This is a genomic window from Novosphingobium sp. BL-S-34 (assembly GCF_056857015.1).
In genome coordinates this window covers 1,263,903-1,286,193 of record NZ_CM166472.1, presented here as the reverse complement: position 1 = coordinate 1,286,193, position 22,291 = coordinate 1,263,903, and the positions used below count along the sequence as shown (strand labels likewise).

Sequence of the window (22,291 nt, the reverse complement as noted above, 5' to 3'; positions counted from 1 at the left end):
CTGATCAGATGCGGCGAGCCTGCTGTTCGTGCAGGTGCCGATAGTGTTGTACCCGGGTGGCGCGCAGCCCCGCCATGCCCTCGCGTTCGACCGCTCGCTGCCAGGACGCCAGTTCCTCAAGCGTGAGGTCGTAGCGGTCGCAGGCTTCCGCGATCGTGAGCAGTCCGCCGTTCACCGCCGCAACGACTTCCGCCTTGCGGCGAACGACCCAGCGTGACGTACTGCGCGGCGGCAAGCTGCCCCTGTCGAGAGCTTCCCCCAGGGGTCCCACGACGGCCTTGGGCCGATCGAGTTCAGATTGAAGCATGTTGGCCTCTTGAGCTGTTGTTACCAGCCCCCCTTGGCCTTAATTCTTGGTGCAAACCCTTAATTCGACGTAACCAGGCATGGTTAACGCGAAATTACGCGCATGTACGTAATTTTATGAAATTACACAATAAACCGCAAAACCAATTCTTACTGCACTGTCCATAGCCAGTTTACCCATATTAACTTTCAGGGGTAGCTCTTGGCTCTTTCGGATGAGTGGGGTTCGCGCGGCGGATCCAGGAATGCTCTGAAGGGGACGCAGTTCCCCGCGCGGCAGAGGACAATTTGCCGCGCATTCGGATCAACTGCGCGTCACCTGCGGCGCGCGCGCATCCAGAGAATCGACCAGTCGCCGTTCACCAGTCGCCCGGCCAGCCGAAGTCCCGCGCGGCGGCAGGCCCGCCGCACCGCGTCTTCCTGGGTCTCGAGCAGCCCTGCCAGGACCAAGCTGCCGCCCGGCGCCAGCGACTGCGCAAAGTCAGGGGCCAGTGAAACCAGAGGTCCCGCCAGGATGTTGGCCATGATCAGGTCGTAAGGGCCGCGCGCGGCGATCAGTGGATGATCCATGCCGTCAGCGATGGTCATGACCAGTTCGCCCCCGCGCGGGCCCATCTTCACGCCATTGGCCGCAGCATTGTCTTCCACCACGCCCACGCAGACCTGGTCGATATCGCTGGCCGTGGCGCGGGCGCGGGGCCAGAGCGCCATGGCCGCGAAGGCCAGCAGACCGGTGCCGGTGCCGATGTCGGCGTGATTCCGGAAGATAAGGCCCTGCGCCTTCATGTGCGTGAGCATGGCCAGGCATCCGGCCGTGGTCGCATGCTGGCCCGTGCCGAAAGCCTGGCTGGCGGGGATGGTGAAATCGATTACGCCGGGCTCGTCGAGGGCAGGGTGATCGGGCGTATGGACATGGAAACGGCCGGCGCGGATCGGCTCCAGCCCTTGCTGGCTGGTTACCAGCCAGTCGGTGTCCGGCAGTTCCTCGACGATGAATTCCGGCGCTTCGCCCTGGAACAACGCCGCGATCGCCGCGCGGTCCGCCTCGCCGGGTTCATGGCCGAGCCAGGCTTCGAGTTGCCAGTCGTCCGGCTTGTCTTCCGCGATTTCGCTTCCCGAAAGCACGATGTCCGGATCCCAGTCGAATGCGTCCTCATGCGCGACAAGAGCGCCTTCGACGACGGTGCGCGGGGCGTAGGCAGTGATTTTCCAACTCACGAACGGGTCTCCTTCGCTTCGTCCGCCGCCTCTTGCGAGAGGCGCTGATCGAAGCGGGCAGTGGCGCCGGCCGCATAGCGCTGGCAGGCGGTGGGATCGACAAGCGGGGATGTGCCGGCAAACCGCGCAAGCAGGTCGCTCGCGCCGGGATGCGGGGTGACCAGCAAGTCGCAGGGAAGGTCGGCTACCCGCGCGAGGCCCTGACGGACCCCGGCAATGCGCTCGGGATGGTCGCTGAAGCGATAGCCCTTGAAGGAAATCGCACTGACGCTGTCGGCATAGGCGATCGTCAGGCACTGGCGGTTGTCATCGCAGGTGCGCCAGGTCCAACTGGTCGAGCCAGCGGAATGGGCCGGCGTGGCGTGGGCGACCAGAGTGATGTCGCCGAGCGTCACGCGCTCCCCGTCGGCCAGGCGGCGGTCGACGTGGACGCGAGGAAATGCATCGAGTTGACCGAATTGCGGATCGGCGGCAGGGGGGTTGCCGGTTTCCAGAACCTCGGCGGCCGCGGGCAGGGCCGCGACGCGCGCCCCGGTAGCGCGCTGGAGAGCCGCCAAAGCGCCGGCATGATCGAAGTGCTCGTGGCTGGAGAGGATCCAGCGCACGTCCTTCGCCTTGAAGCCGGCCGCGGCGATATTGGCGAGCACCAGGGGGGCGGCTTCCGGAATTCCGCCGTCGATCAGGACATGGCCTTCACGGCCCGTGACGAGAATGGCCGAAATTCCGCATGTACCCACATACCAGCTGTTGCCGAACAGATGCGCAGGCGGCGCGGGATCGCCCCAGCCTTCCTTCCCCTTGCAGGCCGCGGCGAGCCGGGCGCCGTCGGCGGCTTGCGGCGCGCCTGGCGCTTCCCGGCGATCCGAGGTCGCCGGGGCGTCCGCGCTGCCAGGGGAGGAGGTGCATGCCATGAGCGAAAGCGCGGCGGCGAGGATGATTGGCAGGCGGGTCATGGTCTTGCGCTTTAATCCCGAGATGCGCGCAAGGCCAGTGGCAGGGGCGGCCCGCGGTTCGGCCACACGACGAGCCGAGCGCGCGGCGAGCGAGAGGGGGTAGCAGGCTGTTGTGTGCGATGCATCCGCGATGTGCTTCGCAGAACTTGCGCCAAGCGGTGATTTGTCTAAGGGGACTTTCGACAGGGGCAGCCTCGGGCTGCTGCACAAGGCAAAAGGGATTCGAAAGAGCCATGGCCAAAGACGGCACCAGGAACCGTCCGCTTTCGCCCCATCTCCAGATCTGGCGTTGGGGCCCTCACATGTTCGTCTCGATTCTGCACCGCGTGACCGGTGACGGAATGGCGTTCGCCGCCCTCGGCGTTCTGCTGTGGTGGCTCGGCGCGCTCGCCGGCGGACCCGCTTCTTACGAGACCTTCAGCTGGGCCATGACGACGCCGATCGGCTATCTCGTGCTCATCGGCATCTCCTGGGCGTTCTTCTCCCACATGATGAGCGGCCTGCGCCACTTCGTGCTCGACGTGGGCGGCGGTTTCGAACTCAAGACCAACAGGACCTGGTCGATCGTCTGCCCGATCCTGGGCGTGCTCGCCACCGTCGCCTTCTGGGCGACCCTGCTGCTTCGCTGAGGAACGGGTAACATGGGTAACGGAACTTCCATCGGCCGCGTACGCGGCCTCGGCTCTGCGAAGCACGGTGTTCATCACTGGCTGCTCCAGCGCTTCACCGCCATCGGCAACCTTCTATCGGTGCTGTTTCTCGTAGCCTCGATCCTGCTGCTGCCGGACATGAGCTATGCCACCGTGGTCGAATGGATCTCGCGTCCGGTTCCGGCCGTGGTGATGATCCTGCTGGTCGTCACCACCTTCTGGCATGCGCGCCTGGGCCTCCAGGTCTTGGTCGAGGATTACGTCCACGATCACGCCAACAAGTTTGCCTGCATCGCCGCGCTGAACCTGGCCGCGTGCGGCGGCATCGCCTTCGGCGCCTTCTGCATCATCCGTCTCGCGCTGGGAGCACATGCATAATGACCGCGCCTGCTTACAAGATCATCGACCACATCTATGACACCGTCGTCGTCGGCGCCGGTGGCTCGGGTCTGCGCGCCACGATGGGCTCGGCCGAAGCCGGCCTGAAGACGGCGTGCATCACCAAGGTGTTCCCCACCCGCTCGCACACCGTCGCGGCGCAGGGCGGCATCGCCGCCTCGCTGCAGAACAACACGCCGGACCACTGGACCTGGCACATGTACGATACCGTCAAGGGATCGGACTGGCTGGGCGACCAGGACGCCATCGAATACATGGTGCGCGAAGCTCCGGCTGCGGTCTACGAACTCGAGCACGCCGGCGTGCCGTTCAGCCGCAATGCCGACGGTACGATCTACCAGCGCCCGTTCGGCGGCCACATGCAGAACATGGGCGAAGGCCCGCCGGTGCAGCGCACTTGCGCCGCCGCGGACCGTACCGGCCACGCCATGCTGCACGCGCTCTACCAGCAGTCGCTGAAGTACGACGCGGACTTCTTCATCGAATACTTCGCCATCGACCTGATCATGGAAGGCGGCAAGTGCGTCGGCGTGATCGCGCTCTGCATGGATGACGGCTCGATCCACCGCTTCCGTTCGCAGGCCGTGGTGCTCGCCACCGGCGGCTATGGCCGCAGCTACTTCACCGCCACTTCGGCCCATACCTGCACCGGCGACGGCGGCGGCATGGTGCTGCGCGCCGGCCTGCCCCTGCAGGACATGGAATTCGTGCAGTTCCACCCCACCGGCATCTACGGCGCGGGTGTGCTGATCACCGAAGGCGCGCGCGGCGAGGGTGGCTACCTCACCAACTCCGAAGGCGAGCGCTTCATGGAGCGTTATGCGCCTTCCGCGAAGGACCTCGCCTCGCGCGACGTCGTCTCGCGCTCGATGGCGCTGGAAATCCGCGAAGGCCGCGGCGTCGGCCCGCACAAGGACCACATCTACCTGCACCTCGATCACATCGATCCCAAGGTGCTGGCAGAGCGTCTGCCGGGCATCACGGAAAGCGGCAAGATCTTCGCAGGCGTGGACCTTACCCGCCAGCCGCTGCCGGTCGTCCCGACCGTGCACTACAACATGGGCGGCATTCCCTGTAACTATCACGGCGAAGTCGTCACCATCGGTCCGGACGGCAATCCGGACACCGTGGTGCCCGGCCTCTTCGCGGTGGGCGAGGCGGCCTGCGTCTCGGTCCACGGCGCCAACCGCCTGGGCTCGAACTCGCTGATCGACCTCGTGGTCTTCGGCCGCGCCACCGGCCACCGCCTCAAGGAAATCGTCAAGGCGGGCGCTGCCCAGCAGGAACTGCCCAAGGATTCGGCGGATCTGGCGCTCACCCGTCTCGACCACTTCCGCAATGCCAACGGCGGTTCGTCGACGGCGGAAGTACGCACCGAGATGCAGCGTACCATGTCCGGCCACGCCGCGGTGTTCCGCACTGACGAACTCATGGTCGAAGGCAAGAACCAGCTCGCCAAGACTTATGACCGCATGCAGGACATCAAGGTCTCCGATCGCGGCCTGATCTGGAACTCGGACCTGGTGGAAACGCTGGAGCTGGACAACCTGATCTCGCAGGCTTCGGTCACGCTGCATGGCGCGCAGGCACGCAAGGAAAGCCGCGGCGCTCACGCGCACGAGGACTTCCCGAACCGCGACGACGCGAACTGGATGAAGCACACCGTGGGCTGGTTCAACGGTTGGGGCGGCAAGGGCGGTGAAGTCCGTCTCGATTACCGTCCCGTCCATGAATATACGCTCACTGACGACATCGAGTACATCAAGCCCAAGGCTCGCGTGTACTGATCCGCTTCGTCGGAATGACTTGCAAAGGGCGGCGTACCGGAAGGTGCGCCGCCCTTTTTGCGTTCACAATTGCACCTTGGTGCCGAAACCGAACCGGGTTTCGTGCATTGTCCAGCGGGAATACCTGACAACGCTGGAGGCAGGGGCATGACTCGCACCGAAATGGATCCGCTACTCGAACCGCACGTCGAGAACGATCCCCTGGTCAATACTCTGGCCCAAGCCAGCGGGAAGGCATGGGGCTGGGTGCTAGCCTACGGCCTGCTTCTGCTGCTGATCGCGCTGATCGTCATTGCCAATCCGCTTGTCGCCGGCGTGGCGACCGGACTGCTCATCGGCGTAGTCCTGGTGATCTACGGGATTGCGGCGATCGCCTCCGGTTGGACCTCCCTGTCGCAGCGCGCCCGCTGGGTGGAAGTCCTGCTTGGCCTTCTGGCGCTGATCGCGGGCATCTTCGCTATTCTCAACCCCGTGGCTGGCGCCCTTTCGCTGGTCTGGGCGATCGGCGCCTGGTTGGTGATTTCAGGCGGATTCCAGATCGCCTTCGCGCTGAAGGCGCGGATGGATCGCGGTTGGCGGCTGTTCCTTGGCGTGCTCGACGTGGTGCTCGGCCTGATCCTGCTGTTCTCCAACCCGGCGACCGGGCTGGCGTTTCTGGCGGTAATCATCATGATCAGCCTCGTGGTTCGCGGCGTCTTCCTGATCATGCTCGCGATGTCGCTCCGCAAGCTGTCGCGCTGACGCGTTCACCTGGCGTTCATGTTTACAGACGTAGTCGATTACGTATGTAAACGATGGAGGCCGCGGTGTCCGAGTCCCCTGAACAGCCCGAGCGTATCTCGGATGCCGAACATGCGGTGATGGAGGTGCTGTGGCAGCGCAGCCCCCTTACCGCCGCCGAAGTATGCGAACAGGTCTGCACCCCGCGCGGCTGGAGCCTGGCCACTGTCAAGACGCTGCTGTCCCGCCTCGTGGCGAAGCAGGCTCTCGCCACCGAGCCTGACGGCAAGCGCTTTCTTTACTCCCCCCGCGTCGCCCGCGAATCCTACGTCGGCAGCGAAAGCCGCCGCCTTGTCGACCGCCTGTTCGGCGGCCGCGCCGCACCGCTTTTCGCGCATCTTGCCGAATCCGACGCCCTGACCGAAGATGACATTGCCGAGATCGAAGCCCTGTTGAAGGAGCTGAAGTCATGATCGAATGGCTTACCGATACGCTTGTGATGACCGGCGCGCTGATGGCGCTGGTCCTGCTGGTCCGCCGCCCGGTTTCGCGCTGGTTCGGCCCCGCGGCCGCTTATGCACTCTGGGCATTGCCGGTGCTGCGGCTGGTCTTGCCGCCGCTCGCCCTCCCGCGCAGCATATTCGCGCGGCCGGAGGTCTCCATCGAGACCGTGACGGCGGCAGCCCAACCGATGATGCCGGCACCGGTCACCGATCCGGCCGCCACGATGCTGGACATGCCCGTTTCCGATGCGACAACCGGCTCCGTCGATCCCGGCCTGCTCACGCAAATCCCTTGGGTTTCGCTGCTACTGACGATCTGGCTGACAGGCGCAGCGATCTTCCTGGTGCAGCGGTTTCGCAACTATCGGCTGATGCGCGCAGAACTGCTGATCGATGCGCGCCAGGTGGCCCACGCTGGGGATATTCGCATCGTCGAGACCCCGGCCGCCGCCGCGCCGCTGGCGTTCGGAGTGCGGGACCGGATCGTGGCCCTCCCGGAGGGTTTCCTGGCGACGGTCGATTCGGAAAGCTCCGATTTCGCCATTGCCCATGAACTTGAGCATCACGCCGGCAACGACCTTCTGGCGCTCATGGTGCTGCAACCGCTCTTCGCGCTGCACTGGTTCAATCCGCTGGGCTGGGCCGCCTGGCGCGCGCTGCGCGCCGACCAGGAAGCGGCCTGCGATGCGCGTGTCATGGCCGGGTGCGACCGTGAAGTTCGCGCGCGCTATGGCCGCGTGATTGCATCGTTCACCGCAGGTACGCGCCTGACACTGGCCGCGCCGATCGCCGGGGCTCTGGCAGGTGAGAAGCCGATCATCCAGCGTCTTAAGGCGCTAAGCACCATGGACGTCTCGCCGACCCGGCGCGTGATGGCGCGAAGCCTGTTCGCTTTTGCGGTGGTCGCGGTGCCTTGCACGGCAACCGTCACTTATGCGGCCATGGATGACCAGGACGTGCCGGTAGTACCGGAAGCGCCCACGGAAGCGCTCTACGTTCCGGGAGACGCGCCTGCGCCCGCGATCCCCGCCGCGCCGGCTGTGCCGTCATCCCACGAGGCCGAGGCTTGGCCGGTCCCCCCCGAGCCGCCGCAGCCGCCCGCTCCGCAGACCATGAGCGTTCCGGAGGCCCCTCCGGTCCCCTGGTCCGCTGCAACGGCGCCCCAGCAGTTCGGCGGCCTGGGCGTGCCGCCTGCGCCGCCCGCCCCGCCTCCGACGCCCGTTCCTCCAGCCCCGCCCGCCCCGCCTTCGCACGAGAGCATGGACGCGGTTCGCCGGGCCGCGACGCGTGACTACCGGGCGGCGATGGCCGAACGCATGCGCAACGTCCCGGTGGTGGAGCAGACCACCAGCGCCGACGGCAGGATCCAGACCATTCGCATCCTGCACAAGACAGAGGGCGGTCGCCGCCAGGTGCAGAAGACGATCACGATCGACAGCACCTGCCCGGCCGATCGCAAGCCGGCATCGGGGGGAAATCCGGAAGGGACGAGCAAGCACGTCTGCACCGGCGCGCCGCGCCAGGCGATGAATGCCGCGATCCAGGCCATGTCCTCGGCGCGTGCCTCGGTGGCGTCGAACCGCGCGCTCGACGCCATGGTGCGCGATCAGATCGTTGCGGAACTCGACAAGGAGATGGCCGCGACCCGGGCCGGGATGATCGGCGAGGCGGATTGAACACGCCCGGCGGCGGAGGCTTTACGGGCCATCCGCCGCCGCCGCGCCGTTTCCGGGTTCACGGAACCTTCTGGACCACAGGCTGCGCCGTGTAGGCGACACCATCCTTTGCGGCCGTCTTGTCGTCAGCCGCGGCATCCTTCTTGTCGCCGTTCCTGGCGTCTTCCTGATGCTGCTTGAGTTCCTTGGCCTGGATGACCGCGGCCGTGGCAGGTGAGGCTGGATATTTGCAGCCGCGCTCGGCGCCTACGCCCTTGAGGAAACCGCGACGGGCGACGCCGGCCTGGACGGCCGCCAGCACCGCACGCTCCTGCGCGTTGGCGCCGGAGATTTCGCGGATCAGACCGCGGAAGGGGATGAAGGAGCTGACGACCCATTTCGCCATGCGGCCGGTGCTGACACGGTCGCGTGCGTCTTGCGGCAGGTCGATGTCGTCGCCAAGGATGCCGTCCAGCTCGGTCACCGCCGCGCCGATCTGCTTGCAGGAGCGCATGGCGCTGAGATCGTAGGGCTTCTTGATGGCGGTGATGAGGACCGGGGGAATGTCGGTCTTTTCCAGATTCAGGTCGGTCACCGGCGTCTTGGCGATATCCACCGCGCTGGGTTCGTTGCTGGTGATCGGCTTGTCCTGACGCGCCTCGGCGGCGCCGGCCGCCAGCGTTCCGGCCATGGCGGCCATGATCAGAATGGGGCGCATAGTTTCCTCCTGTTACCCCGGGCGGCGCGGTCGCACCCACGGGGAAGGAGGGAAACGCCAGCCTCGGTTCGTCTTACTTCTGGTTGAACGTGTCGCAGGCGTCCTCGTTCCCTGTCTCCAGACCGCGCCTGAGCCACTGCATACGCTGGGCGCTGGAGCCGTGAGTGAAGCTCTCGGGGCTTACGCGCTGCCCGGCGTTCTTCATCAGCGTATCGTCGCCAATGGCGCTGGCAGCGGTGAGGCCTTCTTCCATGTCGCCGGGCTCGATGCGGTCCTTGTTTCGGCCTGCCCAGACGCCCGCATAGCAATCGGCCTGAAGCTCCATGCCCACCTGCAAGGCGTTGGCCTGCTGAGGGTTCTGGCGCTGGGCGCGACGGACCTGGGCATCGAGGCCAAGGAGGTGCTGGATATGGTGGCCGTACTCATGGGCGACCACGTAGTACCGAGCGAAATCGCCCTTGGCGCCCAGCTTGCGGTCGAGTTCGTCATAGAAGCTCGTGTCTATGTAGATGCCCTGGTCTGCGGGGCAGTAGAACGGGCCCATCGCGCTTTGTGCCGCGCCGCAGCCCGATTGGTCGGAGCCGTTGTAGAAGTGCAGGTTTGGCTGGTCGAAGGCGATGTTGGCCTTCTGGAACAAGGGCTGCCAAGTGCTGTTCAGCGAGGACAGGGCGTTGCAGGATTCCAGGGAATAGGCGTTTTCACGGCAGATGGAGGACGTATCCTTCGGCTGGCCGGGCTCGATCTGGCTGGGCGCCTGCTGCTGCTGGACGCTGTCCAGAGTGCCGAGCATCTGTCCGGGATCGACCCCGAAGACCAGTGCGCCGATCAGCACGATGACCAGCGAGCCGCAGCCCATCTTGCCGCCGCGTCCTCCTGGAAAGCTGCGACCACCCTGGCTGACCCGGATATTGTCAGGGTCGAACTCGTCGAGCCGCATCGTATGTGATCCTTTCCGAACAGGCCTGCCGCCTTGCACGCAGATCCGGAGCAGGGCGCTCCAGACTAGCCACAGGCCTAAGGCCTGTTCAATCGAATTTCGGGCAAGTTGTTCCGGCGTTGCCTTGCGGCCACAAAAGTGTCTTCCTGTTCGGACACTTGCGAGAAAATGTAACAGCCGGCCGAATTCCATCGTATAGGCAGCGACGCGATGAACAGGGGACACGACAGGGGATATCGGGCGGCACTGGCCCGTGCGGCCGGCGCGGTGGCGCTCGGCGCACTGCTGTTGAGCAGCAATCCTCTGCTTTCCGCGATCTCACGCGCCGACCAGGAACTGGCCTCGCGTTTGCGCGCCCATATCGAGGTTCTGGCCAGCGACGATTTCGACGGCCGCGAGCCCGGCACGGACGGCGAGGCGAAAACCTTGCGCTATCTTGGCAAGCAGTGGTTCGACATCGGCTTGGTTTCGGGCACCAACGACCCGGGTCACGAATGGTTCGCCCCGGTCACCCTTGTCGCGCGCGAGCCTTCCTCTTCGATGGCGCGCTTCCTGCGCAAGGGCGCGCGCAGCACCGTTTCGCCCGAGGGTGTGCTGGTGCTGACTTCGGGCAAGCGGAGCCTCGTGCGCAATGTGCCGATGCTGTTCCTGGGCGAGGGGCGGGGCCGGGACTATACGCGCAACGAACTGGCGGGCCGCGTCGCCGTCGTGCTCGATGGCGACACGCCCGACGGCGAGCGGCAAAACGACCTGCTGGCGCTCGGCGCCTCGGCGGTGCTGACCGTGCTCGACGGGGACCGCAGCCTCGAGCAGGTCGCGGCGCGGCGCAAGCGGACGGGTTATGCCCTGTCCGACGATGCGCTGGGCGGCGATCTGGAAGCCTTCATCACGCGCGAGGCCATGGCGGCGTTGCTCAAGGGTACCTCCCGTTCGCTCGCCAGTCTCGAAGCGACTGCCGCGAAGGAGGACTTCGTGCCGCTGACGCTGGACCTCACCGCCTCGCTGGAGGCGACCACCCGCGAAACCACGATCCACACCCACAACCTGATCGGCAAGCTGCCCGGGAGAAGACCGGATTCGGGCGCCGTGCTGTTCCTGGCGCATTGGGATCACTTCGGCGAATGCGGCGAGGCACCCGCCGAGGACGTGATCTGCAACGGCGCGATCGACAATGCCAGCGGCGTGGCCGCGCTCACCGAAGTGGCACGCCGCCTGTCGCGCGGGCCGCAGCTCGATCGCGACGTCTATTTCCTGGCGACCACGGCCGAGGAACTCGGTCTGCTCGGCGCCCATGCCTTTGCGGAAAATCCGCCGCTGCCGCCCGAGCGCATCGTTGCCGCCTTCAATATAGACTCGATCGCCATTGCCCCGCGCGGCACGCCCTTCGCCATCGTCGGGCGGGGCATGACGGCACTGGACGGGGAGATCGCCAAGGTCGCCAAGGCAGAGCGCTTCAAGCTGCGCGCGGGTGACGACGCCAATGAATACCTCAAGCGGCAGGACGGCTGGGCCCTGATCCAGCACGACATTCCAGCGGTCATGGTGACGACGGCCTATGGCGACATCGCCCGCATGCGCGCCTTTTTCGATGGCGACTACCACCGGCCCAGCGACGACCTGGCGCATATGGATCATCCGCTCGAACTGGGCGGGGCGGTGGACGACGTGAAGATGCTGACGGCGCTCGGCAGGTGGTTCGGCGATTTGCGCCGCGTGCCGGTCAATCCGGTAGGGCCTCCCGTCGCGGGCGGGGAGAAGAAGCGCAAGTGAGCCGTTTCGTCCCGGCCCGAAGCCGCGCTTGAAAAGGCTCTAGCCCTGACGCCCCCCTTTGATTACATGGGCCGCCACGATTCTCCCCGGTAAAGGTTATGGTGGCGCTCATGGATATCCAGCTCGGACTTACTTTCGACGACGTACTGCTTCGTCCCGCGAAGTCCGACATCGTCCCGACGCAGGCCGATACCCGCAGCCGCCTCACGCGCGACATCGCGCTCAACATCCCCGTCATCTCGTCTGCGATGGACACCGTGACCGAGGCCGACATGGCCATCGTCATGGCGCAGCTGGGCGGCATCGGGGTGCTGCACCGCAATCTCACGATCGAGGAACAGTGCGCGGCGGTCCGTGCCGTGAAGCGCTTCGAGAGCGGCATGGTCGTCAACCCGATCACGATTTCGCCCGATGCCACGCTTGGGGAAGCGCAGGCCATCATGCTCGCAAACCGGATCAGCGGCATCCCGGTGGTGGAGAATTCGGGCAAGCTGGTCGGTATCCTGACCAACCGTGACGTGCGCTTCGCCGCCAACCCGGCACAGCCGGTGCGTGAGCTGATGACGCACGAGAATCTCGCCACGGTGAAGCTGGGCGTCGATCAGGACGAGGCGCGCCGCCTGCTGCACGCCCGCCGGATCGAGAAGCTGTTGGTGGTCGACAACGACTTCCGCTGCGTCGGCCTCATCACCGTGAAGGACATCGAAAAGGCCGTCACCTACCCGGACGCCACCAAGGACGCCGCCGGCCGCCTGCGCGTCGCCGCCGCCACCACGGTGGGCGACAAGGGCTTCGCCCGCACCGAGGCGCTGCTGGCCGCCGAGTGCGACGTCGTGGTGATCGACACCGCCCACGGTCATAACAAGGACGTGGCGCTCGCGGTCGAGCGCGTGAAGAAGCTGTCGAACTCGGCCCAGGTCATCGCCGGCAACATCGCCACCGCCGAAGCGGCGCGCGCGTTGATCGACGCGGGTGCGGACTGCGTGAAGGTGGGCATCGGGCCGGGCTCGATCTGCACCACGCGCATCGTCGCCGGTGTCGGCGTGCCGCAGCTCACCGCGATCATGGATGCCGCCGAAGAGGCCGACAAGTCGGGCGTTCCCGTGATTGCCGACGGCGGCCTGCGCACTTCGGGCGACGCGGCCAAGGCGCTCGCCGCCGGGGCATCGACGATCATGGTCGGCTCGATGCTGGCCGGCACCGAGGAAGCGCCGGGCGAGACGTTCCTTTACCAGGGCCGCGCCTACAAGTCGTATCGCGGCATGGGCTCGGTGGGGGCGATGGGCCGGGGTTCGGCCGATCGCTACTTCCAGGGCGACATCAAGGACCAGATGAAGCTGGTTCCCGAAGGTATCGAAGGCCAGGTTGCCTACAAGGGCCCCGCCAAGGACGTCATTCACCAGCTCGTCGGCGGCGTGAAGGCGGCCATGGGCTACACCGGCTCGGCCACGATCGAGGATCTGCGCAAGGGCGCGCAGTTCGTGCGCATCACCAATGCCGGCCTGCGCGAGAGCCACGTCCACGATGTGACGATCACGCGTGAGGCGCCGAACTACCCGTCGCGCTGATCGCGCAGGGCGGCACAAGGGCATGACACCGGGCGCGCGCGTTCAGGCGGCGATCGAGATCCTCGATCTCGTGATCGACGCCGCGCGTGCCGGCGGAGCGCCAGCCGACCGACTGATCGCAGACTGGTTTCGCGCGCGCCGCTTTGCCGGCAGCAAGGATCGCCGTGCCGTGCGCGAACTGGCCTACCGGGCGATACGCGTATGCGGTGAGATTCCGGAGTCGGGGCGTGCGGCCATGCTTCGCGTCGCGGCCGAAGATCCGGAACTGGCCGCGCTGTTCGATGGCGAGGGACATGCGCCCGCCGCTATCGCTGCAGACGAGCCGGTGGCCGAAGCCGGGCTCGCCCCGCGCTGGCTGGTCGATCGCTTTGCCGGCAGCGGCGTCTCCGAACGCGACGCGGCAGCCTTGCTGGGCCGCGCTTCGCTGGACATCCGCGTGAATACGCTCCGCCAGGGTGATCTGGATCTTCCCGAGGGCGGGGAGCGCTCCGAAGCGGCCCACGGCTGGCGCTATCCTCCCGAAACCCGCATCGAGCAGACCGAAGCCTATCTCCAGGGCACCATCGAAGTTCAGGACACCGGCTCGCAGCTGACCTGCGAAGTCGTGGCCGCAAGGCCCGGCGAAACGGTGATCGATCTTTGCGCCGGGGCAGGGGGCAAGACCCTGGCTCTGGCAGCGGCCATGGAAAATCGCGGCGTTCTGATCGCCTGCGATGCGGACCGGACCCGCCTCTCGCGCCTGCCCCCGCGAGCCGAGCGCGCCGGGGCGACCGGGATTGAGACCGTTCTCCTCGATCCCAACAAGGAAATGCAGGCTCTCCAGCGCTTCGCGGAATCGGCGGATGCGGTCATGGTCGACGCGCCCTGCTCGGGCACCGGCACCTGGCGCCGCAATCCCGAGGCGCGCTGGCGACTCACCGAAGCGCAATTGGCCCGCTACACGGCCGTGCAGGCCCGTCTGCTCGACGTGGCCACGCAGCTGGTGCGGCCGGGAGGAAGGCTGGTCTTCGTCACTTGTTCGCTGCTGGACGAGGAAGGCGCGAACCAGGCCGATGGCTTCCTGAAGCGCAATCCCGGATGGCGGGCGGCAGCGCCCGTCCTGCCAGTCGGCACCCGGCGCGGCGCCGGGCTGAGGCTGTCGCCGTGGCACGACGGGACCGATGGCTTTTTCGTCGCGCGCTTCGAACGGCTGTGATAGCGTCGGCGTCATGATGAGGACGAAGCCCTCGGCCAAGGACATTTTGATGCGTTACACGCCTGCCGCGATTGCTCTATCCCTTGTTGTTGCCATCTCTTCCAGCGCCATCCTGTCCGAGCCCGCCGCGGCGCTCGATCCCCGCGCTGCGACCCTGATGGCCGAAGGGCGCGCTGCTGTCGACGCGGGCAACGTCAATGGCGCCATCGATGCCTATGAAGCCGCTCTCACCGTGGAACCCGGCAGCGTTCCCGTCCTGCTGGCCCTGGCCGATGCCACGCGCAAGCAGGGGCTTCAGGGCAAGGCGCTGCATTACTACCGCGTCGCGCTGACCAGCGATCCGCGCAATGTCGCGGCTCTGGCGGGCGAAGGCATGGCGTTGGCGGAAAAGGGCGCGACCGACAAGGCGAGCCGCAACCTGGCCCGGCTCCAGACGCTTTGCGGCAAGGATTGCGCGGAAACCGAAAAGCTCGCCGCTGCCATCGCCAAAGTTCCCGCGACTCGGGTCATGACTGCCGAAGCGACGGCGCCCAAGCCGGTCGTTTCCGAAAACTGATTTTTCGGCAGGAGCAGGTTCGATCGGGCCGGTCAGCCCGATCGATCGACGCGCGAATCAGATCAGCGCGCGGAATTCTTCCAGAACGGCGCGATAGACTCGCTTCTTGAACGGCACGATCAGGTCGGGCAGCAGTTCCGGCTCGATCCATTTCCAGTCGGCGAATTCTGCCGGCGTATGGGCTTCAAGATCGATGTCGGCGTCCTTGCCGTCGAATCGGGCGAGGAACCAGGTCTGGCGCTGGCCGCGGTATTTGCCCTTCCAGAGCTTGCCGATGAGTTCGTCCGGCAAGTCGTAGAACAGCTCTTCGCGGGTCTGGGACAGCATGGTGACGTGCTGTTCGGTCGCGCCGGTTTCCTCCCAAAGCTCGCGCAGGGCGGCGGCCTTGAGGTCTTCGCCATCGTCGACGCCGCCCTGGGGCATCTGCCACCAGTCGCCTTCCTTGGTGTCGATCCGCTTGCCGACGAAGACCTTGCCGTCGGAATTGACGAGCATGACGCCGACGCAGGGGCGGTAGGGCAGGGACGCGAAGTCTTTCATCGGTGAACGGTATTCCATGATCGTTGGGAGAAGCGAGGTTCGGAAATCGGCGGCGGGATTACCGGAGCGCATGGCCGTAGAATGGCCCAAGCGCTCGCGCAATGCCAGCGCGATCTATGGTTCCCAGTCCGCTAACCGATGATCGGCTCCCGATCCGGGATCTGATCCGCCGCCGCGCGCGGTCTGCCGCGCCGGGCATTTTTCCGGTTTGCACCGATAGTAAGCCAGCATAGTCTGGTGAACGGGAAACAAATGCTGCCGGCGTCAGACCGGCCTTCCCGGGAGAGACGATGATGGCAACGATCTCATCGGTTGGCGATTCGGCGCGGCAACGCGCGCCGCTGGAAGGGGGCGTTCCTGGGGTGGAGGCACCACCGGTGGAAGCCGTGGTCGTGCGGTTTGCCGGCGACTCGGGCGATGGCATGCAGTTGACGGGAGGCCAGTTTACCCTCTCCACCGCCCTGGCCGGAAACGACCTGGCGACTTTCCCGGACTTCCCGGCCGAAATCCGCGCGCCGCAAGGCACGTTGTTCGGAGTTTCGGCCTTTCAGATCAATTTCGGCTCCAGTGAGATCACCACGGCGGGCGATGCGCCGGATGTGCTCGTCGCCATGAACCCCGCCGCGCTCAAGACCAATATCCATGCGCTCAAGCCCGGTGGCATGGTCGTCGTCGACACTGGGGAATTCGGCAAGCGCAACCTGGAGAAGGCGAAATACGCGGCCAATCCACTGGAGGATGGCAGCCTCGCGCGATGGGACGTGCTGGCCTTCGACATTTCCGCGCTGACGCTGGAGGCGGTGAAGCCCTTCGGCCTCGGCAACAAGGAAGCGCTGCGCTGCAAGAACATGTGGACGCTCGGCCTGGCGCTCTGGATGTTCGACCGCGACCGGCAGCCGCTGATCGACTGGCTTAACGCTAAGTTCGCGAAAAACCCGGTCCTGGCGCAGGCCAACGTGGCCGCGCTCAATGCCGGGCATGCTTACGGAGAGACGGCTGAACTGGCCGGTCCGCTGAAGCGCCAGCATATCGACCCGGTGCCGAGCGCGCCGGGGCTCTACCGCACGATCACCGGCGCGGAGGCGATCTCCCTCGGCCTTGTCGCGGGATGCCAGCTTGCCGGGCTGCCGATGTTCTTCGGCGGCTATCCGATCACGCCGGCCTCCGCGATCCTGCACCATCTGGTCAAGATGAAGGAGTTCGGGGTCACCACTTTCCAGGCCGAAGACGAGATCGCTGCGATCTGCTCCGCCATCGGCGCGAGTTACGCTGGGCAATTGGGGGTTACGTCCTCGTCCGGGCCAGGAATCGCATTGAAAGGAGAGGCCATGGGGCTGGCGGTGATGACCGAACTGCCGCTGGTCATCGTCAACTCGCAGCGCGGCGGGCCTTCGACGGGCTTGCCGACCAAGACCGAGCAGTCCGATCTCTACCAGGCGGTCTACGGTCGCAACGGCGATGCGCCGCTGCCGGTGATCGCGGCCTGCTCCCCGGCCGACGCGTTCGAATGTGCGATCGAGGCCTGCCGCATCGCCACCGGCTACATGACGCCGGTCATCCTGCTGACGGACGGCTATATCGGCAATGCCTCCGAACCCTGGAAAGTCCCCGATCCGGCTGGCTTTGCCTCTTTCCCCGTGGCGTTTCTGGAAGAGCCTAACGGTGAGTCGCGGGTGCTGCCTTACAAGCGCGACGAGCGCGGCGTGCGGCCGTGGATCAAGCCGGGCACGCCCGGTCTCATGCACCGCATCGGCGGCATCGAGAAGGCCGTCGATACCGGCAACATCGATTACGCTCCCGATGTCCATCAGGCCCAGACCGATGCGCGAAAGGCCCGGATCGACGGCATTGCGGCGGGCATTCCCCCTCAGGAAATCTGCCTGGGCGAAGCGCAGGGCACGCTGCTCGTCATCGGCTGGGGCTCCACGTTCGGGCCGATCCATCAGGCCGTGCGCCGCGCGCGGAAGAAAGGGTACGCCGTCAGCCATGCCCAGGTTCGCCACATCTGGCCGCTGCCCGGCAATCTCGGCGAACTGCTGGCGGGCTTCGACCATGTGCTCGTGCCGGAAATGAACACGGGTCAGTTCAAGACCTTGCTGCGGGACCGGTTTCTGGTCGACGCCGTGCCGCTGAACAAGACCAGCGGCCAGCCTTTTGCCATCGCCGAACTGGAGTTGGCCATTGCCCGGTTCTTCGACGGCATCGCCGGCAACGAGGGCGGCGAAGTGGAGGTCAACGAGACCCAGCTTCCCGCTCCCGAGATCGAGCAGCCCTGAGACTTTCGAACGGAGATGCCCTCATGAACGACATGACCCCGATCGAGACCACGCTCAAGGACTGGGAGACCGACCAGGAAGTGCGCTGGTGCCCCGGCTGCGGCGACTATGCCATCCTAAAGGCCGTGCAACGGACCTTGCCGATGCTGGGAGCAGACCCGAAGAACACGGTCTTCGTCTCGGGCATCGGCTGTTCCAGTCGCTTTCCCTACTACGTCGAGAGCTATGGCTTCCATTCGATCCACGGCCGCGCACCCGCCGTGGCGACCGGCATCAAGCTGGCCAACCCGCAGCTCGACGTCTGGCTGGTCACCGGCGATGGCGACGGCATGTCGATAGGGGGCAACCACACCATGCATGTGCTGCGCCGTAATCTCGATTGCCAGATCATGCTGTTCAACAACGAGATCTACGGCCTGACGAAAGGGCAATATTCCCCGACCAGTCGTCCCGGCACACCTTCGCCGACCTCGCCAGCGGGATCGGTGGATCGGCCCGCTAGCCCCTGCGCCTTCGCGCTGGGTTCGGGTGCGCGTTTCGTGGCGCGCAGCTACGATGTCTCCAAGGATCTCTCCGAGGTGCTCATGGCCGCCTATCGCCACAAGGGTGCGGCCTTCATGGAGATTTTCCAGAACTGCATCGTCTACAACAAGGACCGTTTCGACGACTTCACCGACAAGGCGGTCGCTGCGGATATGCAGGTCCAGTGCCGGGATGGAGAGCCCTTGCTCTATGCAAAGGAGACCCGCGGCCTTGCGCTCGATCCCGAGACGCTGTCGCTGCAAGCTGTCGACGTGGTTGACGGCGATTGGCAGGGCGCCGGGGTCTTGCGGCATAATGTGCGCAACCGCACGCTGGCCCACATGCTGGTGGAAATGCCCTTCGGTCCGTTCCCGATGGCGCTGGGCGTGATTCTCGACGATCCCGCGCCCACGTTCGAGAGCGCGGTCGTGGCCGAAAGGCAGGGTCTGATCGCGGGCAAGACAGCGGATCTCGGCAAATTGCTGGCCCGCGGGCAGACCTGGACCGTGCCTTGAAACCAGGAATTCAGCTCTTGGCGTCAGCGAGATCGTCGGCGGCATGGATCACGGTAACGGCTGGTCGATAGAGGAGCGCGCTGGCCAGGAAGGCCCAGCCTGCGCCGCCCAGCCACCCAGCCATGACGTCGCTCGGCCAGTGGACGCCCAGCCATACGCGGCTCCAGGCGATCGCAAGGCTCAGGATCATGGCGCAGGCGATGAGCGTGTGGCGCAGCGAGGCTCGCGGACTCAATGCGGCAAAAGCCAGGGCAAACGCGATATATGAAGAAGCGGCATTGAAGCTGTGCCCGCTGGGAAAGCTAGCCCCGCCGGCCGAGGTCAGGTGCGGCACGATCTCGGGGCGAGGGCGGCCGAACAGCGCCTTGAACCCCAGATTGACGAGGCTGGCGCTGATGACGGTCAATGCCAAGAGAACGCCTTCGCGCCGGCAGCGGAGCCAGAACAGCGCCACGACCGCCATGATCGTGTAGAGCTTCAGTTGCAGGAATCCGCCCATTGCGGTGAGATCCCGCACCCATTCCAGCAGCCAGGTCGGGCCGAGCGGCCGTAAATCCTGCGCGCGCCAGAACATCACGCCGATCCTGTCGAAATGTGTCGTACGTCCGGCCGGCACCGCCCATGCGAAGAAGGCGAAAGCCGTCCAGCAGGTCGCGGCGGCGATGAGGGATTTGCGCGGATCGATGCGATGCCGCAGCAGGTTCGGTCTTTCGGAAGAGGCGGTCATTGGCTTAGGGAACGCCCATGGCAGACAAGCGTTCCGGCAGCATGAATCCCCCCATCATCGTGTGGCTGCGGCGCGACTTGCGCCTGTCCGACCAGCCTGCCATCGCCGAAGCGGCCAGCCAGGGCCCCGTCGTCCCGGTCTACGTCCTGGATGACGAGACGCCCAGGCATCGCAGCATGGGCGGTGCATCGCGTTGGTGGCTGCACCATTCGCTGAAAAGCCTGGACGCCGCGCTGCGGGAAAAAGGCTCGCGTCTGATCCTGCGCAAGGGGCGCTGCGAGAACGTGCTGAAGGAAGTGGCCGAGGAAGTGGGGGCCACGTCGGTTCACGCGCTGCACCACTACGAGCCTTGGTGGCGCAATGCCGAAAAGGCCGTGGGGCAAGTGCTGGACCTGCACCTTCATCATGGCAACTACCTGGCGCCGGCCGGGTCGGTGATCAATGGTTCGGGACGGCCCTACAAGATCTACACGCCGTTCTGGCGGGCGCTGCACGAACGCCTGCCGCCGGTCGAACCGCATCCCCGCCCCGCCAGGATCGAGGCACCGGCGCACTGGCCGAAGTCCGATCGGCTCGGGGACTGGAAGCTGCTTCCGGCAAAGCCCGATTGGGCTGGCGGCATGCGCGAGATGTGGGAACCGGGCGAGGATGGGGCGAAGAAGCGGCTCCATGCTTTCTTGGAGGAAGCTGCCGCCTATGAAGCGCAGCGGAACCTGCCATCGGTCGACGGCACTTCCTTCCTTTCGCCGCATCTTCACTTCGGCGAAATCTCCCCGGCGCAAGTCTGGCATGCCGTGGCCGATGCCGGGGGCTCGGTGGAGACCTTCCTCGGCGAGCTGGGCTGGCGCGATTATGCGCAGAACGTGATCCTGCAGTTCCCCGAATATGGCAGCCGTTCCGCGAAGGAGGATTTTTCGCACTTGCACTGGCGGACCGGGAAGCAGGCCGAATCGGATCTTGCTGCCTGGCAGCGGGGCAGGACCGGCTATCCGATCGTCGATGCCGGCATGCGCCAGCTCTGGCACACCGGTTGGATGCACAATCGGGTGCGGATGATCGTCGCCAGTTTCCTGATCAAGCATCTCCTGCTCGATTGGCGGGAAGGCGAGAAATGGTTCTGGGATACCCTGGTGGATGCGGACTACGGTTCCAACGCGGTGAACTGGCAGTGGGCCGCCGGTTCGGGCGTGGATGCGCAGATGTTCGTGCGGATCATGGCCCCGCTCAGCCAATCGGAGAAGTTCGACGCGGGCGCCTATATTCGCGAGTGGGTGCCCGAGCTTGCGGACCTGGACGACGCGGATATCCATGATCCCGCGTCGGACAAGCGCCCTCGCGGCTATCCTGCCAAGCTCGTCGAGCACCGGGCGGGACGCGAGCGGGCCCTGGCCGCCTGGGCGAAGGCGAAAGACCGGTGAGAGCGGGTTTCTAAGCAATTGCCCGCGGCCAATTTCCGGATAATATCCCGGATATGAACGCACAGGCGCCAGGCAGGGGTGAGGAACTGGTCGATGGCGGCCGCTCCATTGGCGTCGGCCCGCAGTGGCTGGCAAAACTCTGGTCTGGCGGTGTGTCGAGGGTTCTCGACAAGATCGACCAGGGTCTCCAGCGCGGATCGATAGAGGCGACCCTTCCCGGCGGCGAGACTCGCCTTCTCGGCGGAAGGGCGCCGGGATTCGAAGCCGTGGTTCAGATCAATAGCTGGCGCGCGCTGCTGCGCCTCGCCACGGCGGGCTCGGTCGGCTGGTATCAGGCCTGGGACGAAGGGGAATGGGAAAGCCCCGATCCGGTGCCGATCTTCGCGCTGTTCATGGACAATGCCGCGGGCCTGGGAAATGTCGGCCGCGCGCGCGGACCCTGGCGGATCGCGGCCAAGGCCTTGCATTGGCTGAACCGCAATACGCGTTCCGGCTCGCTGCGGAACATCCACGTCCACTACGACCTCGGCAACGACTTCTACGAACAATGGCTGGGCGAGACGATGCTCTATTCCAGCGGGATCTATCCGCGCGCCGGGGGCGGCCCCAATGCGCTCAGCCAGTTCGTCACCGAGCTTGACCTCGCGCAGTCGAACAAGATCGGCGCCATCGCCCACCGGCTTGCCATTCCCGAGGACGGCCGCGTGCTGGAAATCGGCTGCGGCTGGGGCACGCTCTCCGCCTTCCTCGCTGAAACCGAGGGCGCGCATGTCGATGCCATCAGCCTTTCGGACGCGCAGCTCGCCTATGCGCGGGATCGCTGGACCGGGCGAGTGGAAGGCGCGGGCGGGCGCGTGGATTTCCTGAAGCAGGACTACCGCGATGTCGCAGGCGCCTATGACGCCATTGCCTCGGTCGAGATGGTGGAGGCGGTGGGGCGGCAGTTCTGGCCCGATTTCCTCGACTGCGTGGCGCGGAACCTCAAGCCCGGCGGCCGCGCTGCGATCCAGTACATCGCGATTCGCGACGACATCTTCGAATCCTATGCCCGCAGCGCGGACTTCATCCAGACTTTCATCTTCCCCGGCGGCATGTTGATTCATGAACCGGAATTCCGCCGCCTGGCCGAGGAGCGCGGACTTTCGTGGGAGGACCGGCAGGGATTCGGGCTGGATTATGCCCGGACGCTCCGCGAATGGCGCCGGAACTTCGAGGCCGCCGTTGCGGAAGGGCGGCTCCCCACCGGCTTCGACGAGCGGTTCGTGCGCCTATGGCGCTTCTACCTGATGTATTGCGAGGGCGGCTTCATGGGCGGCGGCATCGACGTCGCCCAAGTTACCCTGGTCAAGCCGGGCTGA

The 22,291-nt window shown here is 65.8% G+C and carries 21 protein-coding genes; 14 read left to right on the top strand and 7 right to left on the bottom strand.

The genetic code is table 11. The features are described from left to right. Positions 1 to 4 precede the first annotated feature (4 nt). The 3 genes from sciP to bla form a co-directional block, all read right to left on the bottom strand. Positions 5 to 307 (bottom strand): CtrA inhibitor SciP, encoded by a 303-nt coding sequence (gene sciP, locus AC1VV3_RS05985; protein WP_132263779.1) that lies wholly within the window; start codon positions 305 to 307, stop codon positions 5 to 7. A gap of 314 nt (positions 308 to 621) precedes the next feature. Then, positions 622 to 1,524, bottom strand: a complete 903-nt coding sequence (locus AC1VV3_RS05980) for a 50S ribosomal protein L11 methyltransferase (protein ID WP_431566690.1) — start codon at positions 1,522 to 1,524, stop codon at positions 622 to 624. After that, positions 1,521 to 2,477, bottom strand: a complete 957-nt coding sequence (bla, locus tag AC1VV3_RS05975) for a subclass B3 metallo-beta-lactamase (protein WP_482962034.1) — start codon at positions 2,475 to 2,477, stop codon at positions 1,521 to 1,523. Before bla ends, AC1VV3_RS05980 begins: the two co-directional genes overlap by 4 nt. 233 nt (positions 2,478 to 2,710) lie before the next feature. Between bla and sdhC the strand changes: the two genes are divergently transcribed. From sdhC to AC1VV3_RS05945, 6 genes are all read left to right on the top strand, one after another. After that, complete coding sequence (gene sdhC, locus AC1VV3_RS05970; protein ID WP_431566692.1) at positions 2,711 to 3,106, top strand: succinate dehydrogenase, cytochrome b556 subunit; 396 nt, start codon at positions 2,711 to 2,713, stop codon at positions 3,104 to 3,106. 12 nt (positions 3,107 to 3,118) lie between these two features. Further along, on the top strand, positions 3,119 to 3,505 hold the full coding sequence (sdhD, locus tag AC1VV3_RS05965; RefSeq protein ID WP_431566693.1) for a succinate dehydrogenase, hydrophobic membrane anchor protein: 387 nt from the start codon (positions 3,119 to 3,121) through the stop codon (positions 3,503 to 3,505). Beyond that, positions 3,505 to 5,313 carry a succinate dehydrogenase flavoprotein subunit gene (gene sdhA / locus AC1VV3_RS05960; RefSeq protein WP_431566694.1) on the top strand — a complete coding sequence of 603 codons (1,809 nt, stop codon included), beginning with the start codon at positions 3,505 to 3,507 and terminating at the stop codon, positions 5,311 to 5,313. Before sdhD ends, sdhA begins: the two co-directional genes overlap by 1 nt. Before the next feature lie 147 nt (positions 5,314 to 5,460). Further along, the gene (locus AC1VV3_RS05955; RefSeq protein ID WP_134095342.1) at positions 5,461 to 6,054 is read left to right on the top strand and encodes an HdeD family acid-resistance protein; all 594 of its coding nucleotides are present in this window, start codon (positions 5,461 to 5,463) and stop codon (positions 6,052 to 6,054) included. Positions 6,055 to 6,107: 53 nt separating this feature from the next. Next, on the top strand, positions 6,108 to 6,506 hold the full coding sequence (locus AC1VV3_RS05950; protein ID WP_134095343.1) for a BlaI/MecI/CopY family transcriptional regulator: 399 nt from the start codon (positions 6,108 to 6,110) through the stop codon (positions 6,504 to 6,506). After that, positions 6,503 to 8,212, top strand: a complete 1,710-nt coding sequence (locus AC1VV3_RS05945; RefSeq protein ID WP_482962033.1) for a M56 family metallopeptidase — start codon at positions 6,503 to 6,505, stop codon at positions 8,210 to 8,212. The genes AC1VV3_RS05950 and AC1VV3_RS05945 overlap by 4 nt, the downstream gene beginning before the upstream one ends. Before the next feature lie 58 nt (positions 8,213 to 8,270). Here the strand turns inward: AC1VV3_RS05945 and AC1VV3_RS05940 are convergent, their stop codons facing one another. Both AC1VV3_RS05940 and ypfJ read right to left on the bottom strand, forming a co-directional pair. Further along, positions 8,271 to 8,909, bottom strand: a complete 639-nt coding sequence (locus AC1VV3_RS05940; protein WP_243654104.1) for a hypothetical protein — start codon at positions 8,907 to 8,909, stop codon at positions 8,271 to 8,273. Between the two features lie 73 nt (positions 8,910 to 8,982). Further along, the gene (ypfJ, locus tag AC1VV3_RS05935) at positions 8,983 to 9,846 is read right to left on the bottom strand and encodes a KPN_02809 family neutral zinc metallopeptidase (RefSeq protein WP_431566696.1); all 864 of its coding nucleotides are present in this window, start codon (positions 9,844 to 9,846) and stop codon (positions 8,983 to 8,985) included. Between the two features lie 210 nt (positions 9,847 to 10,056). On the opposite strand from ypfJ, the gene AC1VV3_RS05930 reads away from it, so the two are divergent. From AC1VV3_RS05930 to AC1VV3_RS05915, 4 genes are all read left to right on the top strand, one after another. Continuing rightward, positions 10,057 to 11,616 (top strand): M28 family peptidase, encoded by a 1,560-nt coding sequence (locus AC1VV3_RS05930; RefSeq protein ID WP_431566697.1) that lies wholly within the window; start codon positions 10,057 to 10,059, stop codon positions 11,614 to 11,616. 110 nt (positions 11,617 to 11,726) lie between these two features. Beyond that, entirely contained in the window at positions 11,727 to 13,184 is a 1,458-nt protein-coding gene (guaB, locus tag AC1VV3_RS05925; protein ID WP_132263761.1) for an IMP dehydrogenase, read from the top strand. A 22-nt stretch (positions 13,185 to 13,206) separates the two neighbouring features. Next, the gene (locus tag AC1VV3_RS05920; RefSeq protein ID WP_431566698.1) at positions 13,207 to 14,379 is read left to right on the top strand and encodes an RsmB/NOP family class I SAM-dependent RNA methyltransferase; all 1,173 of its coding nucleotides are present in this window, start codon (positions 13,207 to 13,209) and stop codon (positions 14,377 to 14,379) included. Between the two features lie 13 nt (positions 14,380 to 14,392). After that, positions 14,393 to 14,935, top strand: coding sequence for a tetratricopeptide repeat protein (locus tag AC1VV3_RS05915; protein WP_132263758.1), 543 nt, complete (start codon positions 14,393 to 14,395; stop codon positions 14,933 to 14,935). A 57-nt stretch (positions 14,936 to 14,992) separates the two neighbouring features. Here the strand turns inward: AC1VV3_RS05915 and AC1VV3_RS05910 are convergent, their stop codons facing one another. Continuing rightward, positions 14,993 to 15,475, bottom strand: a complete 483-nt coding sequence (locus tag AC1VV3_RS05910; protein ID WP_132264212.1) for an RNA pyrophosphohydrolase — start codon at positions 15,473 to 15,475, stop codon at positions 14,993 to 14,995. 293 nt (positions 15,476 to 15,768) lie between these two features. Here AC1VV3_RS05910 and AC1VV3_RS05905 point away from each other — a divergent pair, with 293 nt between their 5' ends. Both AC1VV3_RS05905 and AC1VV3_RS05900 read left to right on the top strand, forming a co-directional pair. Then, complete coding sequence (locus AC1VV3_RS05905; RefSeq protein WP_431566699.1) at positions 15,769 to 17,751, top strand: 2-oxoacid:acceptor oxidoreductase subunit alpha; 1,983 nt, start codon at positions 15,769 to 15,771, stop codon at positions 17,749 to 17,751. A gap of 23 nt (positions 17,752 to 17,774) precedes the next feature. Then, positions 17,775 to 18,788: a 2-oxoacid:ferredoxin oxidoreductase subunit beta gene (locus tag AC1VV3_RS05900; protein WP_132263755.1), complete on the top strand. Its 1,014-nt coding sequence runs from the start codon at positions 17,775 to 17,777 to the stop codon at positions 18,786 to 18,788. A gap of 10 nt (positions 18,789 to 18,798) precedes the next feature. Here the strand turns inward: AC1VV3_RS05900 and AC1VV3_RS05895 are convergent, their stop codons facing one another. Beyond that, positions 18,799 to 19,515, bottom strand: a complete 717-nt coding sequence (locus AC1VV3_RS05895; RefSeq protein WP_134095349.1) for a phosphatase PAP2 family protein — start codon at positions 19,513 to 19,515, stop codon at positions 18,799 to 18,801. A gap of 41 nt (positions 19,516 to 19,556) precedes the next feature. On the opposite strand from AC1VV3_RS05895, the gene AC1VV3_RS05890 reads away from it, so the two are divergent. Together AC1VV3_RS05890 and AC1VV3_RS05885 are read left to right on the top strand one after the other, a co-directional pair. After that, complete coding sequence (locus tag AC1VV3_RS05890) at positions 19,557 to 20,933, top strand: cryptochrome/photolyase family protein (RefSeq protein ID WP_431566755.1); 1,377 nt, start codon at positions 19,557 to 19,559, stop codon at positions 20,931 to 20,933. 53 nt (positions 20,934 to 20,986) lie between these two features. Beyond that, positions 20,987 to 22,291 (top strand): class I SAM-dependent methyltransferase, encoded by a 1,305-nt coding sequence (locus AC1VV3_RS05885; RefSeq protein ID WP_431566700.1) that lies wholly within the window; start codon positions 20,987 to 20,989, stop codon positions 22,289 to 22,291.

Excerpts from the sequence above, each read along its gene's own strand:
- sciP (WP_132263779.1), bottom strand. The coding sequence starts at position 307 with ATGCTTCAATCTGAACTCGATCGGCCCAAGGCCGTCGTGGGACCCCTG.
- bla (WP_482962034.1), bottom strand. The coding sequence starts at position 2,477 with ATGACCCGCCTGCCAATCATCCTCGCCGCCGCGCTTTCGCTCATGGCA.
- sdhC (WP_431566692.1), top strand. The coding sequence starts at position 2,711 with ATGGCCAAAGACGGCACCAGGAACCGTCCGCTTTCGCCCCATCTCCAG.
- sdhD (WP_431566693.1), top strand. The coding sequence starts at position 3,119 with ATGGGTAACGGAACTTCCATCGGCCGCGTACGCGGCCTCGGCTCTGCG.
- sdhA (WP_431566694.1), top strand. The coding sequence starts at position 3,505 with ATGACCGCGCCTGCTTACAAGATCATCGACCACATCTATGACACCGTC.
- AC1VV3_RS05955 (WP_134095342.1), top strand. The coding sequence starts at position 5,461 with ATGACTCGCACCGAAATGGATCCGCTACTCGAACCGCACGTCGAGAAC.
- AC1VV3_RS05950 (WP_134095343.1), top strand. The coding sequence starts at position 6,108 with ATGGAGGCCGCGGTGTCCGAGTCCCCTGAACAGCCCGAGCGTATCTCG.
- AC1VV3_RS05945 (WP_482962033.1), top strand. The coding sequence starts at position 6,503 with ATGATCGAATGGCTTACCGATACGCTTGTGATGACCGGCGCGCTGATG.
- AC1VV3_RS05940 (WP_243654104.1), bottom strand. The coding sequence starts at position 8,909 with ATGCGCCCCATTCTGATCATGGCCGCCATGGCCGGAACGCTGGCGGCC.
- ypfJ (WP_431566696.1), bottom strand. The coding sequence starts at position 9,846 with ATGCGGCTCGACGAGTTCGACCCTGACAATATCCGGGTCAGCCAGGGT.
- AC1VV3_RS05930 (WP_431566697.1), top strand. The coding sequence starts at position 10,057 with ATGAACAGGGGACACGACAGGGGATATCGGGCGGCACTGGCCCGTGCG.
- guaB (WP_132263761.1), top strand. The coding sequence starts at position 11,727 with ATGGATATCCAGCTCGGACTTACTTTCGACGACGTACTGCTTCGTCCC.
- AC1VV3_RS05920 (WP_431566698.1), top strand. The coding sequence starts at position 13,207 with ATGACACCGGGCGCGCGCGTTCAGGCGGCGATCGAGATCCTCGATCTC.
- AC1VV3_RS05915 (WP_132263758.1), top strand. The coding sequence starts at position 14,393 with ATGATGAGGACGAAGCCCTCGGCCAAGGACATTTTGATGCGTTACACG.
- AC1VV3_RS05910 (WP_132264212.1), bottom strand. The coding sequence starts at position 15,475 with ATGAAAGACTTCGCGTCCCTGCCCTACCGCCCCTGCGTCGGCGTCATG.
- AC1VV3_RS05905 (WP_431566699.1), top strand. The coding sequence starts at position 15,769 with ATGGCAACGATCTCATCGGTTGGCGATTCGGCGCGGCAACGCGCGCCG.
- AC1VV3_RS05900 (WP_132263755.1), top strand. The coding sequence starts at position 17,775 with ATGAACGACATGACCCCGATCGAGACCACGCTCAAGGACTGGGAGACC.
- AC1VV3_RS05895 (WP_134095349.1), bottom strand. The coding sequence starts at position 19,515 with ATGACCGCCTCTTCCGAAAGACCGAACCTGCTGCGGCATCGCATCGAT.
- AC1VV3_RS05890 (WP_431566755.1), top strand. The coding sequence starts at position 19,557 with ATGAATCCCCCCATCATCGTGTGGCTGCGGCGCGACTTGCGCCTGTCC.
- AC1VV3_RS05885 (WP_431566700.1), top strand. The coding sequence starts at position 20,987 with ATGAACGCACAGGCGCCAGGCAGGGGTGAGGAACTGGTCGATGGCGGC.